We start from the raw sequence: 15,996 nt of genomic DNA, 5'->3' as shown, positions 1-15,996 counted from the left end.
AATAAAATAGTATTATGTTTGCAAACCTTTCTGTAAGCTGTTGGTTTTAATATCGTAAGCTTTTGTAACTACAAAATCAAATAAAGCTGAAGGGGGATAATAAATACTTTAATTGTATCACGTTTAAGGTAACAAAGCGGTACTTTACTGATTTAGGAATAATAAATTGATTGAAATGACTATTGATAAACTAGAAAATCAACATATAATTGACTTACTTGATAATGGGTATGTTTGTTTTTCAATAGTTAACGAAGATCCTATGAACCTAAGAATTAAGCAAATTAATCAATTTGCAATTAAAACCTTAGGGCTTTCAAAAAAGGATATTTACAATACCTCTTTTAGAGAATTGGCGCCTGAGTGTTATGAGTCAATCCATTATAATTTTAAGATTCTTCTGCAATCAAAAACAACCATTCGGTTTATTACAAAGGTTTCAAGTAAAAACATTACTCTATCTACAAAAGCAGTTTATACTGGCAATAACGAAATTACTTGTATTTTTTATGATATAAGTGAGCAACTAAATTACGAACAACGCCTTCAAGAGCAGAATGAAGAAATTCAAACTCAAAACGAAGAATTAGCTACTACTAATGAGGAGTTGATACAAAGCTCAGAAAACTTATTTGAAACCAATAATATATTAGCTAAAAGCGAACAAGAATTAAAGCAAATAAATGGTATGATACAGTCAGTATTAAACCATATACCTGCTGCCGTATTCTGGAAGAACACTGATTCTGTTTATTTAGGTTGTAACATGGTGTTTGCAAGAGACGCAGGTTATAATGATCCCGCCGATATTATTGGTAAAACAGATGCTGATTTTTTTGCTAAATCTGATGCCGAACTCTATTATGCTGATGATAAAGAAGTAATAACAACAGGAATTAGAAAACTAAATTACGAAGAACCTCAACAAAAAACGGATGGTAGTATTGGTACTTTAAGAACTAATAAAGTGCCATTACTGAACCACAAAAATGAGATAATTGGCATTATTGGTACTTACGAAGATATTACTGATATAAAAAACATACAAGTTGAGTTAATTAAAGCAAAAGAGAAAGCAGAAGAGTCGGACAGATTAAAAAGTGCTTTTTTAGCCAATATGAGCCATGAAATAAGGACCCCAATGAATGGCATTATTGGTTTTAGCCAATTACTGAAAGAGAAAGAAGTAACTGACGAAGAAAAAGTTAGCTACATTGATATTATAAACGAAAGTGGCATTCAATTGTTAAGTATAGTTAATGATATAATAGATATTTCGAAAATTGAAGCAGGACTTGTTGAGTTACATATTAAAGATATTAATGTTACAGACCTAATAAACTCAAGTTATAGCTTCTACCTTAAAGTTGCTGAACAGAATAATATTAGTCTTACCCTTAATAATAATGTACCAAAGAGATTTAGTTTTGCTCAAGATGAAATTAAGATTCAACAGATTCTTGGCAATTTAATAAGCAACGCCATTAAGTTTACTCAAAAAGGTAGTGTTACAATAAATTGTAGGGTTGTACGCGGCATGCTTAATATTGAGATTAAAGATACCGGCCTTGGTATTTCTAATGAGTTTAAGAAAACAATATTCCAACGATTCAGACAAGGAAGATATAGACCTGAATCGAACAGAGGAACCGGCTTAGGCCTTTCTATTTGCAAAGGATATATTGATAAAATGAATGGTTTTATTGGTTTTGACTCAGAACTAGGCAAAGGGTCTACATTTTATATTAGTCTACCATCATTAGCTTAAAAAGCCTTGAGGTAATCCCCAAGGCTTATCCAATATTTTTTTTGAAGAGCTTATTTCAAGCTAAAATTGACCGAATGCTTTACTTCTGAACTTCCTCCCACATAAACTCTAAAATTGCCTGGTTCTACTACGTATTTCCCGTTAGGGAAGTAATATCCAAGCTCTTTATCACTTAGTTTAAACGTTATATGCTCTGTACCGCCTGCTTTAATACTAACTTTCTGAAATCCTTTAAGCTCCTTCAAAGGGCGTGCATACGTAGCTGCCTTATCACATATATAAAGTTGAACAACCTCTTCTCCATCAACAGTTCCCGTGTTGGATACATTAACAGATACTTGAAGCGTTTCTCCTATTGCTATTTCGGATGAAGAAACTTTAATATCAGAATATTCAAAAGTTGTATAACTTAATCCAAATCCAAATGGATATAAAGGTGTATTTGGCGCGTCGGTATAACTCGACCATAAATTGTCTTCTGGATTTCCGGTATCAGGACGACCCGTATTTTTATAGTTATAATAAATAGGAATTTGCCCCACATTTAAAGGAAACGTCATTGGTAACTTACCTGATGGGTTGTACTTACCAAAAACAACATCAGCAATGGCATGACCAGCCTCAGTTCCACCGTGCCATGCTTCAAGAATTGCAGGAGCCTTTTCAGCAATTTCAGGAATAACCAAAGGACGACCGTTCATTAATACCACAACAATATTCTTATTTACCTTATAAATGGCATCGAATAACTCTTGTTGCAGGCCTCTTAATGTTATATCAGTTTGGCTACGGCCTTCGCCCGACATAAATGCATCTTCGCCTATGGCTAATAAAACAAGCTCTGATTTTTTTGCAGCATTAACAGCAGCACTAAATCCTGATTTATCAGTGGTATTAATGGTTAAATGTGTTGGAAAAGCACGTCCTGCAGTTGCTAATTTACAACCCTCGGCATAATTAATTTTTATACCATTGGCAGCAGCCTTAATACCCGCTAGCATTGAAACTGCCGAATTAGGTATTGCTTGCGCTCTCCAATTTCCGAGTGGACTATCATCGTCATCTGCCAAGGGACCAATAACTGCAATGGATTTTACACTTGAAGTGATGGGTAATAAATTGCCTTCATTTTTCAATAACACCATTGATTCGCGTGCTACTTTACGTGATGCCGACTTATGCTCATCTGTGTAAATATTGGCCTTTTCTCTATCGGTATTACTATATTTATATGGATCTTCGAATAAACCCAATCGATACTTAATTCTTAAAATTCTACGAACAGCATCATCAATAAGTTTTACGTCAACCTTACCTTCCATAACCAGTTCTTCAAGGTACTTAATGTAAGCAGTTGCTTCCATATCCATATCCGATCCGCCTGTAATGGCACGATATGCACACTCTTTTAGATCTGCTGCAGCCCCATGAATCATAATTTCGCCAATACTATTCCAATCAGAAACCACAAATCCATCGTATCCCCACTCACCCTTAAGTAAGTCGCGTTGCAAGTAACTACTCGCTGTTGCAGGCATACCATCAATGGTATTAAAAGCATTCATAAAAGTAGCTACTCCATTTTCTGCCAAAGCCTTAAAAGGTGGAAGAACCACATTATGCAAGGACTCTCCTCCTATTTCTACAACATTATAATCTCTTCCTGACTCTGAAAAAGCATAGCCTGCAAAGTGTTTGGCACAAGCAGCAATGGTATTTTCATTACTTAAATCATCTCCTTGAAAACCTTGCACTCTTGCCAAAGAAAAAGCTGTTGTTAGATAAGCATCCTCACCAGCACCTTCCATTACTCTACCCCATCTGGCATCTCTTCCAACATCCACCATTGGTGCAAAAGTCCAATGTAAACCATTTGCAGCAGCTTCTTTCGCTGCTATTGATGATGACAGCACTGCCAAATCTGGATTCCAAGAAGCGGCTTCTGCCAAAGGAATTGGAAACATGGTCTTCTGTCCGTGAATAACATCATAACCAAAAATTAAAGGAATACCTAACCTTGAGTTTTCCACAGCTATTTTCTGTGCATTCAAGGTAGCTTCTGCTCCTACAACATTTAACATCGATCCTACTCTACCATTTTTAATATCCTCCAATAAATCTTGGGTATTTTTAGCATTAGGTGCAGGACCTGTCATCTCCCACTGGCTCGTATGTTGGTTTAATTGGCCTATCTTTTCTTGCAGATTCATTCTGGCCAATAAATCTTCTATAAATTTATCTTCTTCCGTCATACCATTATTCGTAATTGAGCATGAAGTAAAAATAAACAAACCTATAAACACAGTGACTATTATTGTTTTCATATTTTACTTATTTAGTAATAAATAGTTTAGCTTAAACTAAACACTAGCAAACAACTAAAGCTGCCACTTAGGGCAGCTTTAGAATTTTAAACTTTGTTCTTATAAATCAATACAGATTATTTCCAATATTTGTTCTGCATTAAATTAGGATTTGCCTGTAATTCAGGTTGAGGAATTGGTAATTTACTATACTTTTCTGTAAAAGTAACCCCTTCTCTATCGAGTTCACTTCCTTTACCCCAGCGAATTAAATCGTAAAAACGATGTCCTTCATACGATAACTCTGCAATTCTTTCTTTTTCGATTACATCCATATCAACAGTTCCTACAGGAGTTGTAAAACCAGCTCGAGTTCGTAATTCCTGAATTGGTACAGCAGGATCTCCTCCTCCGGCAACAACATATGCTTCTGCTTTAAGTAACAATACCTCAGCATAACGCATAATTCGAAGGTTAGTACCCATATTAAGACCTGGTTCGTCACCACTACCTTGTCCACCTTCCGATGCCCAAGTACCATACTTTAAGCGAAGTACACCTGCACCTTCGTGCTGTAAACTACCAGTTGGAATATTCTCTGGTTTATCATTGATTTCCTTTCTTGCTCGTAAACTTACATTATACATTGGATCAGCTAATTCAACCTCATCCAATAAAGTACTTTTTCTTCGAGGGTCGTTAACATCAAATAAATCATACATCTTCTTTGTTGGAGGTAAAGCTCCCCAACCTTGAAAAACACCTAATTGTATACCTGGTCTTTCGCCATCAACATGTGTTGTATCATAATCAGTATAAAAGCCTTCACGAGGACCACAAAGAATCCAGTGAATGTTGTTCTCTTGCTCACGACCTTTACCCCAAATATTGTAGTTACCCCAGTTCCAACCTTCAGAGTTCACATAACCAATTTCGAACACAGATTCTGGTCCATATTCTGAAGGAATTTTCAATACATCCTCAAAATCAGAACCTAAAGCATATCCACTAACTGCTTCTAAAAACGGGATTGCTTCGCTATGTTTATTCTGAAAAATAAGTACTTTTCCCATCATTGCATTGGCAAAACCTTTAGCAATACGCCAATCCTCTTGATCTGCTTTCTCAGGAAGACCATCAATAGCCATTTGAAGATCAGCTTCAATTTGAGCATAAATAGCCTCAACACTACTGGCTTCCATATAATATTCGTCAGGTAGCAACTCTGTAAGCACTAATGGTACCTCATCAAATAAGTTTACTAACTCAAAATATAAATAGGCTCTTAATGCATAGGCTTCTGCTTTAACCACATCTGAGTTTGGAGCCTCACCAACATTCTCTAATACAACATTCGCTCTAAACACAGCATAATATAATCGAGTCCAAATGTCGTTTATTTTTGTATTATTCGGAGTAAACTTAAGATCATCAAACTCATGATATTCAGGTTGATCACCCTCATCATTACCCCCGGCACGTGCTTCATCAGAAAGTACTGTTTTAATATGATATAAACTTGACCAATCTTGAGCATTCAGTACTTGAATCATATCATAAACAGCTGCTAAAGCCATTATATTATCCTCATTCGTTTTATAAAAATCCTCCTTTGGAATTAAACCTTCCTCAGATATCTCTAACCAACTTTTAGTACAAGACCCAGTCAGCAGCACAAGAGATATTATCATTAATTTATATATAATTTTTCTCATTTTCTTAAATTTTAAATATTCATGTTAATCACTGGAATTACCTTTTTATAGCATTTCCTATCACAATAATATTTGATTAGAAAGACACATTTAAACCAAACATAACTTTACGTGGTGTTGGATAAACCCCTCTATCTATTCCCTGACGGTCAAACTGATCACTACCAGCTTCAGGATCCATACCTTCGTATTTAGTAAACGTAAAGTAATCGTCTAATGAAACGTATACTCTAACAGAAGATAGTTTAATGGTTTCTAAAACACTTTTTGGTAAGCTATAACCTAACTGAATTTGCTTAATTCTGAAGAAATCTGCATCCTGTACCATAATATCACTAGCATACATTTGGCCACCAGGATTAGCGCTAGGCATAGAAGCATCTTTATTATCTGGCGTCCAACGATCATCATAAAAACGTTTTGGCATATTAGATGTTAAACGGTCTGTACGAATCCAACCGTATACAACTTGGTTTCCACCTTGACCTTGACCAAGAACATTAAAATCGAATCCTTTATATTCAACAAAAGCAGATAACCCGTAAGAATAAGTTGGATGTGGGCTACCAATGTTAGTTCTGTCATCATCTTCAGGACTATCGGTATCATTACCATCTTTATCTACATAAATAGGCTGACCTGTTTCTGAATTAATACCATTTGTTTTATATCCTCGATAATACCAAATTGGTTCACCTACTTCAAAAGCAGTAGCTCCAACCCAAGAACCTGTTCCAATATCGGTACCATTCAAACGAGGAGCAACTACATTTAATCTAGTAACTTCGTTTTTAAGCGTAGCGAAATTCGCATTAATACCATATTTAACAGCCTTGCTATAATCTTTCCATCCAGCAGAAAATTCAAAACCAGAGTTTTTCACATCCCCTGCGTTAATCATAGAAGCATAAGTACCTGAAATTGCAGGTGGCTGTCCGAACATTAATAGATCTTTTGTTTCTTTAGAAAAGTAATCCATAGAGAAAGACAACTTACTATCAATCATTCTTAAATCGATACCAATATTAGTTTGCTCACTGGTTTCCCATGTTAAGTCAGGGTTTGCTGTTCTACCAGGCTCAGCGGCAGTTACAAAACCATAACTAGTTGGGTAACGTAGTTTTGATGTTGTAATAGATGATGAATATAAAAATTGACCTTGACTACGTGCAATACTTTGAATAGAGTTTATACTTCCGTTTTGTCCCCAACTGGCACGTAATTTACCACTATCGAAGAAATCTGAGCTAAAGAAATCTTCTTCTGTAAATGTCCAACCTGCAGAAACCGATGGGAATATTCCACCTATACCATCCTCAGGCACGTTAGTAGTAGACGTAATATCGTTACGTAAAGTGGCCTGAAGCATATATTTACCTTTATAGCTATAACCTAATCGACCAAAATAAGAAACTAATTTATTTTCGTATCTGTTACCATCAACTAAACCATTGTTATTACTGGTATAAGCATGTTGTGCATATTGTTGACCTTCTCGTGGCATATTAGAACTATTGGTAGTTACAAATTTATCAACACTCATTTGTGCCGACATACCAAGTACTGCAGATATACTATGATCGCCAAATGACTTATCGTAGTTAAAGAAGTTTTCCCATTGCCATTGATAAAACATATCGTAATTATCATTAGTAGCTAATGTTGTGTTATTTCTCTCGTTAGAATAATAATATTGTGGAGTCCAACTTGTTGTGTTAGCAATTTTAAGGTCTAAACCTGGGCGAGAAGTAAACTTTAAATCTTTGGTTAAATCCACTTCCATTGTAACTGCTCCAAAGAAACGATCTGTTACTAGTTCTTCTGTAGCAATATCCATTTGTAAGAATGGATTAATCATCTCTCCTCTTACATTTTCTGAAATAGCATAATAATTACCATTAGCATCTTGTCTTAATGGTTGGCCTTCTCCTAATTTCTCAGCCATAAAAGAATTTACTTGATCAGGAGCTAAAGTTACTGGTGTATAAGGATCAAGAAGCAATGCTGATGATATTAAGCCTCCAAATTCATCATCCTCATTTAGTACTTTTCGTTTTGAACGCGCATAAGTTACATTTGCACCAACTTTTAACCAGCTCTTAACTTGCTGATCAGCATTTAAACGAGCTGTAAAACGCTCAAAACCCGATTTATCATCTCCAATAATTCCTTCTTGATTCACATAACCTATAGAAGTGAAATATTTAGATTTTTCCGTTCCTCCTGAAAAAGATACATTATGAGATTGAATTGGTGCTGTTGAGAAAATTTCACCTAACCAATCGGTATCATAATCGCTTGTTGTAGGTGCTAAAGAGTTTCCTTCACCATCTATTCTTTCACTCTGATATTGATAGTATTCAGAAGCATTTAATAAATCAGGTAACTTACCTGCACTTTGAATACCATAACTAAAATCATAGGTTACTTTGCCTTCTCCAGCTTTACCTTTTTTGGTTGTAACCATTACAACACCATTACCACCCTCTGCACCATAAATAGCAGATGAAGCACCATCTTTTAATACCTCAATAGACATGATATCACTAGGTGAGATAGAAGTAATATCCCTCATACGGATACCATCTACAATGTACAATGGATTGGAGTCTCCATTAGTACCTGCACCACGAATTTTAATGTTCATACCTGCACCTGGAGATCCTGATTGCGGTACAATAACAACCCCCGGAGTACGACCTTGCATTGCACTTTCTGCATTGGTCCATGAGTTATTTTCTAAATCTTTAGACTCAATACCAGCAATGGCACCTGTTACGAGGCTCTTTTTCTGTACCCCATAACCAACAACCACAACCTCATCTACATCTTGTGTATCTGCAGTTAAAGTAGGGCTAATAGTTGTTTGGTCCCCTACAGGAACCTCTTGCTCGTTAAAGCCTATAAAACTAAATACTAGAACATCGCTAGACATAGCTTGAATGGAGTACTTCCCATCAATATTTGTAACTGTTCCAACTGTCGTTCCTTTAATAACAACATTTACCCCAGGTAATGCTTCTCCTGAAGCATCTGTAATTGTACCGGAAACGCTTTGTGTTTGCGCCATTACCAGTGAGAAGTTTAAACACATCAACAATAAAAACATTGCCGATTTAAGTAACTTTGATGATATCGTTACTTCTTTACGTTTTGTTAACAAACTACTAATAGTAGTTGAGTTGCTTTTTTTCATAGTTTTGTAACTTTAATTTTTCAATTCCATGTTTCCTTATAAATTGGATTTTGATAATTATAAATGAACCTGATTATAGTGTCCGAAATTATTTTCAGGTTCTACTTTTCTCTCTTTTTACTCTATTTCATAGGCATCTAATATTGAGGTTGTAAGCACCAATGGTGCATTCCAATTAATTGCAATTTCATTTGTTGAATAACTACATTCCATATCGATATACGATAGTGCTGGAAAGTGAGATCTTTTAACATCTGAGCCACAGTCATCTAAAACAATTGTATTAGGTCCACCAATTAAGAAACCCGGTATTGGTTCCTTTATATTGTCTGCAGCAGATGGACGGTGATGTATATATTGAGGCGATTTCTTTCCGAAACCACTGACGAAACAATAAGATGTTGCATTCCTACCCATTATGTAATTGTAATCTTCGTTTGCAGAATTAAGGTACCTTTTTTCTTTGGTAATATGATAAGCTACTAACTTTAACACAGCCTGATTGGCCACATCAGAATTACTTCCCCATTCAAACTTATCCAAACCTACTATATATGGTGTCTGCTCTTGCAAAATAATTAGGTTATCAACGTAAGATATAAAGAGCTCACTTAAGTGAGTAAATTCGTTTGCTGCTTCAGAAGTAATTAAAGAAATAATACCTAAAGTATTTACCACATCCCATTTGGGAGTATTCAATAGTTCCTCATTCTCTTGAATATACTTTAAGTACATTTTATCGCCTGTACTCAGGTATAATTCTGAAGCTGCCCAGAACCACTCATCAACCAAACTGGTATCTGAATAAGCTCCTGTAGAAATATCAGATGGTTGCACATAAAACACAGAAGGGTTTTTCATTGCCCAACCCCAAGCTTCTTTAGCTTGACTGAGCATGGTTTTACTTAATAATTTTGTGGTTTCAAAGTCTTGGTAAACTCTTTGTGCAGCGCACATAGTTGCAGCAAAATCAAGAGCTGCCGACGTGCTTTTTTGAACTAAGTATCGTTTTTTAGTAGCTTCATGCGGCATAACAAAGTCTTCAAACTTTTTTGAGGTTAGTTTATGATACACTCCTCCATCATTATCATCTTGCATTGTTTGCATCCACTTTAGGTTATAAAGCGTTTCTGCAAGAATATCGGGCAATTCGCCACCTGATTCAGGAATATTCACGTTAAGATTTGAATGGTACTTAGGTGCTAGATCATACGCTTTCAATAAAGTATATGATGTAATACTACTATTTACAATATACTTATTGTAATCCCCAGCATCGTACCAACCTCCACTTGATGAAACTTCACTTCCTTCAGGGTATTCTTTACTTGCTGCTGATCGATGGATATATACTTTCGTATCTGGATGCCCTGCTTCTCTTGCCCATTTGCCAGCATACTGTTGGGTAAGCGGCATGGCTGTTCTATTATAATAGAATGCTTTTAAACTTGCTTTAGCAACTTCATTATAAGCATTATTAGAGATATGTATTGAATCACATATAATCTGGTCATCAACATACAAACAATAATACCCTTCTGTATTTAAAGCTGTAAAGTCGATTATAGAAACTGAATCGCCAGATAAGGGCCAATATGAGGCTTCCCATATTCTGCCTTTATGCACCACATTTCCCTGAGCATCTTTTAAATTAAAGTACTGACCAGAACCTCTTAAAAGTGCTTTTTTAGGTGTATTGGTTTGATACGCATACTGATTGTATAACAACTCTTTTGTATTTAAAGAGCTGGTTTTACCATTATCAGAACATGCGAGTACTAATAAGCTTAATATCAGAATTAATGTAGATTTAATTGTCATAGATATTATTAGAAATAGATTATTCATGTATTAGGTATTCCTTAGCGGGTAACTTAGGAAGAAAGAGGAGCACGTTTGCTCACTCTTTCTGAATTTTAGCTAACGTTTTAGCCCATTGTAACAACAACCTGATAGTCTCCACTTGACTGAACAGGGATGATATTATTATCTAGCACCTGACCATTCACCGAAATAGTCTTTACGCCTTTTGATACTTTATTAGGATTTACAACTTCAATATGATAGTTTGCCCCTCTATATTTTCTTTTTACCTTAAATCCTTTCCAATCGCTCGGAATACATGGATCAATTTCAAGGCCATCATATGACGTTCTTATACCTAGTATATATTGAGTTATGGTATAAAAATTCCATGCTGCGGTACCCGACAACCAGCTATTTTTACCTTCGCCTGGTTTAAAGGCATCTTTACCTGCAATCATTTGACAATACACATAAGGCTCAACTTTATGTAACTCGCTAATATCCTCAAGATAAGCCGGGCATATCTTTTTAAAATAATCCCAAGCCTGGTCTCCACGACCTATCATTGTTTCACCAATAATTACCCAAGGGTTGTTATGACAGAAAATACCTGCATTCTCCTTATATCCTGGAGGATAAGTTGAAATTTCGCCGTATTCAATTACATATTTTGTAAAAGCCGGGTTATTCAGTACTATACCATATGGTGTATCTAATCGCTCTTTAACACTATCCAAGGCCTTTTCAACCAGGCCTTCTTCAAGTCCTACTCCGGCCATACTACACCAACCTTGCGACTCAATAAATATTTTACCTTCTTCGTTTTCGTTTGAGCCTACTTTTTTACCATAATAATCGTAAGCACGTAGATACCAATCTCCATCCCATCCATGCTCTTTTATGGCGGTTTCCATATTGGCTACCTCTGCTTGAGCAGCAGCAGCTTCTTCTGTGTTACCAATTCTATTGCATAATTCAACATATTCTTTACCATACACTACAAATAGTCCGGCAATCATAAGTGACTCAGCTGTTCTTCCTTTTTTATTACCCGTGGTTTGAAACGATTCATTTGGATCTGTAGAAAAACAATTCAGATTTAAGCAGTCATTCCAATCGGCACGACCAATTAATGGTAAGTTATGCGGTCCTAAATTATTCACTACGTGGTAAAACGAAACCTTAAGGTGATGCAATAGTGATTGCGCTTTGCTTTCATCATTATCAAACGGCACTTGCTCATCTAAAATGCTAAAATCGCCTGTTTCTTTAATATACTCCGTAACCGAAAGTATTAACCAAAGTGGATCATCGTTAAAGTCTCCGCCTAAAGCGTGATTCCCTTTTTTTGTTAAGGGTTGATATTGGTGATAACATCCACCATCTTCAAATTGAGTAGCTGCAATATCTAAAATTCTTTCTTTTGCCTTTTCAGGAATTTGATGTACAAAACCAATCAAATCTTGGTTAGAATCGCGGAATCCCATACCTCTACCAATACCACTTTCGAAAAAACTTGCGCTTCGAGACATATTAAAGGTTACCATACATTGGTACTGATTCCAAATATTCACCATTCTATTCAACGGCTCCTCATCACTATCAATCTGAATATTATCCAATAACCCTGTCCAATAATCCTTCAGCTCATCAAAAGCAGCCATTACCTTTTCAGGCGTATTAAACTGCTCTTGCATGGCAAGTGCTTTTTCTTTGTTAATTACACCTTTTGATTCCCACTTATTATCAGCTTCATTCTCTACATAACCAAGAATAAAAACAAACTCTTCTTCTTGTCCAGGAGCTAGTTCTACTTCTATATAATGTGAAGCTATCGGAGACCATCCGTGTGCTTCACTGTTAGTAGCTTTTCCGGCTTTTACAACCTGCGGATTATGAAAACCATTATGCATACCAATAAAGGTTTCTCTATCGGTATCAAAACCATCAATTTCGCGGTTTGATGAAAAGAAAGCAAAATGATCTCTACGCTCTTTATATTCCGTTTTATGGTAAATTGCTGATCCTTCTACTTCTACTTCTCCGGTAGAAAAATTACGCTGAAAGTTGGCCATATCGTCTTCGGCATTCCAAAGACACCACTCCATAAATGAAAACAGCTTAACCGTTTTTGGTTTATCCGTTTCATTCTTCAATTTTAACAAATGAACCTCTCCCCAATAATCTTGAGGAATGAAACAAAGTAAGTTAGAAGATAATCCATTCTTTTTAGAGATAAAACGCGAATAACTCAATCCATGTCTGCATTCGTAAGAATCTAACTCTGTTTGAGTTGGTTTAAAACCAGGATTCCAGATAGTGTCATTATCATTGATATAATAGTAACGACCACCATTATCCATAGGAACATTATTGTATCTGTATCGAGTTAAACGTCTGAATTTGGCGTCCTTGTAAAATGCATAACCTCCTGCTGTGTTTGAAACCAATCCGAAAAAATCTTTATTTCCTAAATAATTGATCCATGGGAATGGTGTTAATGGCGTATCAACAACATATTCTCTCGCCTCATCATCAAAATATCCGTATCTCATAATTAATACTATTAGCCTATATTACTTGTTTCTAATTCTTTATTTCGTCTTTCCTCTAATTCAAGGGTAATCTCATTCATCTTAGTTTGTGTTAATGGGTATATAACCATTACAATTGCGGCCAGAAGAGCTACTAAAGCAGGCACCCAACTCATCAACATTTTTATCGCCGGCAAGGCTCCTTGTATGGTACTCGAGTCCATACCGTCGTAATGGAAAGCTGCCAACACTGCACCAATTATAGCTGCGGCAAGTCCTCCTCCGAATTTGGTAACAAAAGAGCCTGCTGAATATATGAGCCCAGTTGCTCTTCTCCCATTTTTAAATTCAGAATAATCTGCAGCATCACCTAACATGGTAAAAAATAGGGTTGGGAATATTGCTGCTCCAAATTCAGACACAATACCAATTGTAAAAATGGCACCAATATCTTGCGGTCCGCAAAAAGCAAACAAGGCATTTACTCCACCTGAGAATAGTAAAGCGTAAATAAACAATCGCCTTTTACCTAACAACTTTCCTAAGGGAGCTGTTGCTACTGCGCCTGCGATAGACGCAATCATTAAACCCACAAGAAACGAAGATGCCAGTAACTGATCGTTTAAATAAAGGGTGAAATAATACATCACCATTCCTTGTTTAATTGAGTTATAGATAGTCCATAGTAAGCCAACGGCTAGCAAAACCAACCATGGCTTATTTTTAATTAAATCGCTTAAATCGCGTTTTAAATTTGACTTCTGTGTTTTCGGTGGCGATACCCTTTCACGCGTACTCGCAAAGGTTATAAACATAAACAACGCTAAAAACGCCGATAAAACATAGATAGAATAACTGTATCCTTTCTTTTGATTTATTAGAGTAATTTTTTCCGAGGATAAATCTGACTCACCACTTACAATAAAACTATATGGCTTATCAGCATCCATTGAAAAGCTTATATATGGTGAAGGCTCATTTTTAATACCACTTTCAGCACTTTCCCATACAAATGTAGCTACGCCATCTTTAGTCTTTATATTCGCATTTTCAACATCCTGAGGTGATGATACACTAACCTGGTATTTTTCATCGCTAATTTTATCAATATCAATTGTAGGATTAACATTACCAAAGTAAGCTACCAAAAACAGTAAAGCTCCCTGTACAATCATACCTCCACCAAAAGCACCTACCATTCTGTAAGAACCTAAACTGGTGCGCTCTTTATTATCGCCTGTCATCACAGCCATTAAAGCTCCGTAAGGGATATTATTGGCTGTATAAATTAGAGTAAATAATATATAAGTGGTATATGCATATATTATTTTACCAGTCATTCCTATATTAGGAGTAGTAAATAATAGCGATAAGATTCCGGCCAAAGGTATGGCTGTCCATAATACCCATGGACGAAATTTACCATATTTTGATTTTGTTCTGTCTCCTATGATTCCCATGGCAACGTCACTAATGCCATCACTAAAACGAGCTACCAATAACAATAGCCCAGCTGCTGCAGCTGTTAAGCCGAATACATCAGTATAAAAGAACAACAAGAAGGTAGAAACACCGCGCCAAGCTATGTTAGCTGCACCATCGCCTAAGGCGTAACCTATCTTCTCTCTAATAGAAATTTTATTTGTATTTATTTTGTCTGCCATTATCTTATACTATAAAGTTTAGTAGATCCTTCTTCGTATTTCCGTATACATCGCGACTAAACATGTACAACTGTGCAGGCTTATGCGCCACTCCTTTTTGTTTCTCATCTAAAGGAATTAGATATTTCATACGAGCTACTTTCTTTCTAAAGTTTCTTTTATCAAACTCCGTATCTAATATTATTTCGTAAACTTTTTGTACTTGAGACAGGGTAAATTTCTGTGGTAATAACTCAAAACCAATTGGCTCATGAATTATTTTATTACGTAAGGATAATAAAGCACTCTCTAAAATAAGATTATGATCAAAGGCCAACTCTCCAACTTCATCAACCGGAACCCACTGAACGTTACGCCCCTTCCATTCTAATGTAACCTGATCTGTAGCTAACAAGGCAAAATATCCAACAGAAACAATTCTTTGAAAAGGATCTCTACCATCATGTTGAAGCCACTTAATATCGTTTTCTTTTGTTAATCTATCAGGATGGGCGAATGTTTTAAACTGCTCTAAATAAATATTAGTTAAACCTGTTAATTCAAACAAAACTCTATCTGCTGCGGCATCTAAAGGTTCATTTTCATATACATGATTCCCTGTCAGTGTTAAATCTGTAAAAGAAGTACTACCCTCACTTAGTGTACGATCAACAAGCAACACTTTCAACCTCTCCCCGTCGAAGCCAAATATCACACAATCTACAGATATATAATTATTTAATTCCATACTATTTCAATTCAAAATAAACAAATAAGTGCTAGATGTAATACCTTTGTGTTATTATCACACTTACTATATTTTGAGCTAATGTATGAGAAAAAAAATAACACTCCAAATTTTTTAACAATATTGTTAATTAGTGTTACAATAACTTAGTGTCGTTTTAACACTTTAATCCCTTTATAGCTCTAGGATTTAGAACATAAGATTTTATACAAAAAAAAATATTGATTTTTTAGCAGAAACATAAATCTGTACTAAACACATTCAATTTTAGAATCAAGTGTTA

8 protein-coding genes are annotated in these 15,996 nt (G+C 35.7%); 1 reads left to right on the top strand and 7 read right to left on the bottom strand.

Features of this window, described 5'->3' with window-relative positions; genetic code table 11:
• Positions 1–175 precede the first annotated feature (175 nt).
• On the top strand, positions 176–1,768 hold the full coding sequence (locus QMO11_RS14475; RefSeq protein WP_282037943.1) for a PAS domain-containing sensor histidine kinase: 1,593 nt from the start codon (positions 176–178) through the stop codon (positions 1,766–1,768).
• Between the two features lie 50 nt (positions 1,769–1,818).
• Here QMO11_RS14475 and bglX read toward each other — a convergent pair whose 3' ends face one another.
• The 7 genes from bglX to QMO11_RS14440 all read right to left on the bottom strand — a co-directional run bounded on the left by bglX (position 1,819) and on the right by QMO11_RS14440 (position 15,713).
• Positions 1,819–4,092: a beta-glucosidase BglX gene (gene bglX, locus QMO11_RS14470; RefSeq protein WP_282037942.1), complete on the bottom strand. Its 2,274-nt coding sequence runs from the start codon at positions 4,090–4,092 to the stop codon at positions 1,819–1,821.
• A 116-nt stretch (positions 4,093–4,208) separates the two neighbouring features.
• Positions 4,209–5,786: a RagB/SusD family nutrient uptake outer membrane protein gene (locus QMO11_RS14465; protein WP_282037941.1), complete on the bottom strand. Its 1,578-nt coding sequence runs from the start codon at positions 5,784–5,786 to the stop codon at positions 4,209–4,211.
• Positions 5,787–5,862: 76 nt separating this feature from the next.
• Positions 5,863–8,982 (bottom strand): SusC/RagA family TonB-linked outer membrane protein, encoded by a 3,120-nt coding sequence (locus QMO11_RS14460; protein ID WP_282037940.1) that lies wholly within the window; start codon positions 8,980–8,982, stop codon positions 5,863–5,865.
• Between the two features lie 117 nt (positions 8,983–9,099).
• Positions 9,100–10,803: a glycoside hydrolase family 9 protein gene (locus QMO11_RS14455; RefSeq protein ID WP_282037939.1), complete on the bottom strand. Its 1,704-nt coding sequence runs from the start codon at positions 10,801–10,803 to the stop codon at positions 9,100–9,102.
• A 107-nt stretch (positions 10,804–10,910) separates the two neighbouring features.
• Complete coding sequence (locus QMO11_RS14450; protein WP_282037938.1) at positions 10,911–13,343, bottom strand: glycoside hydrolase family 94 protein; 2,433 nt, start codon at positions 13,341–13,343, stop codon at positions 10,911–10,913.
• A gap of 11 nt (positions 13,344–13,354) precedes the next feature.
• Positions 13,355–14,986, bottom strand: a complete 1,632-nt coding sequence (locus QMO11_RS14445; protein WP_282037937.1) for an MFS transporter — start codon at positions 14,984–14,986, stop codon at positions 13,355–13,357.
• 4 nt (positions 14,987–14,990) lie between these two features.
• Positions 14,991–15,713: an NUDIX hydrolase gene (locus QMO11_RS14440; RefSeq protein ID WP_068471905.1), complete on the bottom strand. Its 723-nt coding sequence runs from the start codon at positions 15,711–15,713 to the stop codon at positions 14,991–14,993.
• Positions 15,714–15,996 lie beyond the last annotated feature (283 nt).

It is taken from the genome of Saccharicrinis aurantiacus, assembly GCF_947489045.1.
In the GTDB taxonomy this organism is placed as follows: domain Bacteria; phylum Bacteroidota; class Bacteroidia; order Bacteroidales; family Marinilabiliaceae; genus Saccharicrinis; species Saccharicrinis aurantiacus.
The sequence above is the reverse complement of the archived record's forward strand: the minus strand, read 5'-3'. Positions and strand labels throughout refer to the sequence as shown.

Bases quoted from the DNA above. Each gene is read 5' to 3' on its own strand.
- QMO11_RS14475 (WP_282037943.1), top strand. From the start codon at position 176: ATGACTATTGATAAACTAGAAAATCAACATATAATTGACTTACTTGAT.
- bglX (WP_282037942.1), bottom strand. From the start codon at position 4,092: ATGAAAACAATAATAGTCACTGTGTTTATAGGTTTGTTTATTTTTACT.
- QMO11_RS14465 (WP_282037941.1), bottom strand. From the start codon at position 5,786: ATGAGAAAAATTATATATAAATTAATGATAATATCTCTTGTGCTGCTG.
- QMO11_RS14460 (WP_282037940.1), bottom strand. From the start codon at position 8,982: ATGAAAAAAAGCAACTCAACTACTATTAGTAGTTTGTTAACAAAACGT.
- QMO11_RS14455 (WP_282037939.1), bottom strand. From the start codon at position 10,803: ATGACAATTAAATCTACATTAATTCTGATATTAAGCTTATTAGTACTC.
- QMO11_RS14450 (WP_282037938.1), bottom strand. From the start codon at position 13,343: ATGAGATACGGATATTTTGATGATGAGGCGAGAGAATATGTTGTTGAT.
- QMO11_RS14445 (WP_282037937.1), bottom strand. From the start codon at position 14,986: ATGGCAGACAAAATAAATACAAATAAAATTTCTATTAGAGAGAAGATA.
- QMO11_RS14440 (WP_068471905.1), bottom strand. From the start codon at position 15,713: ATGGAATTAAATAATTATATATCTGTAGATTGTGTGATATTTGGCTTC.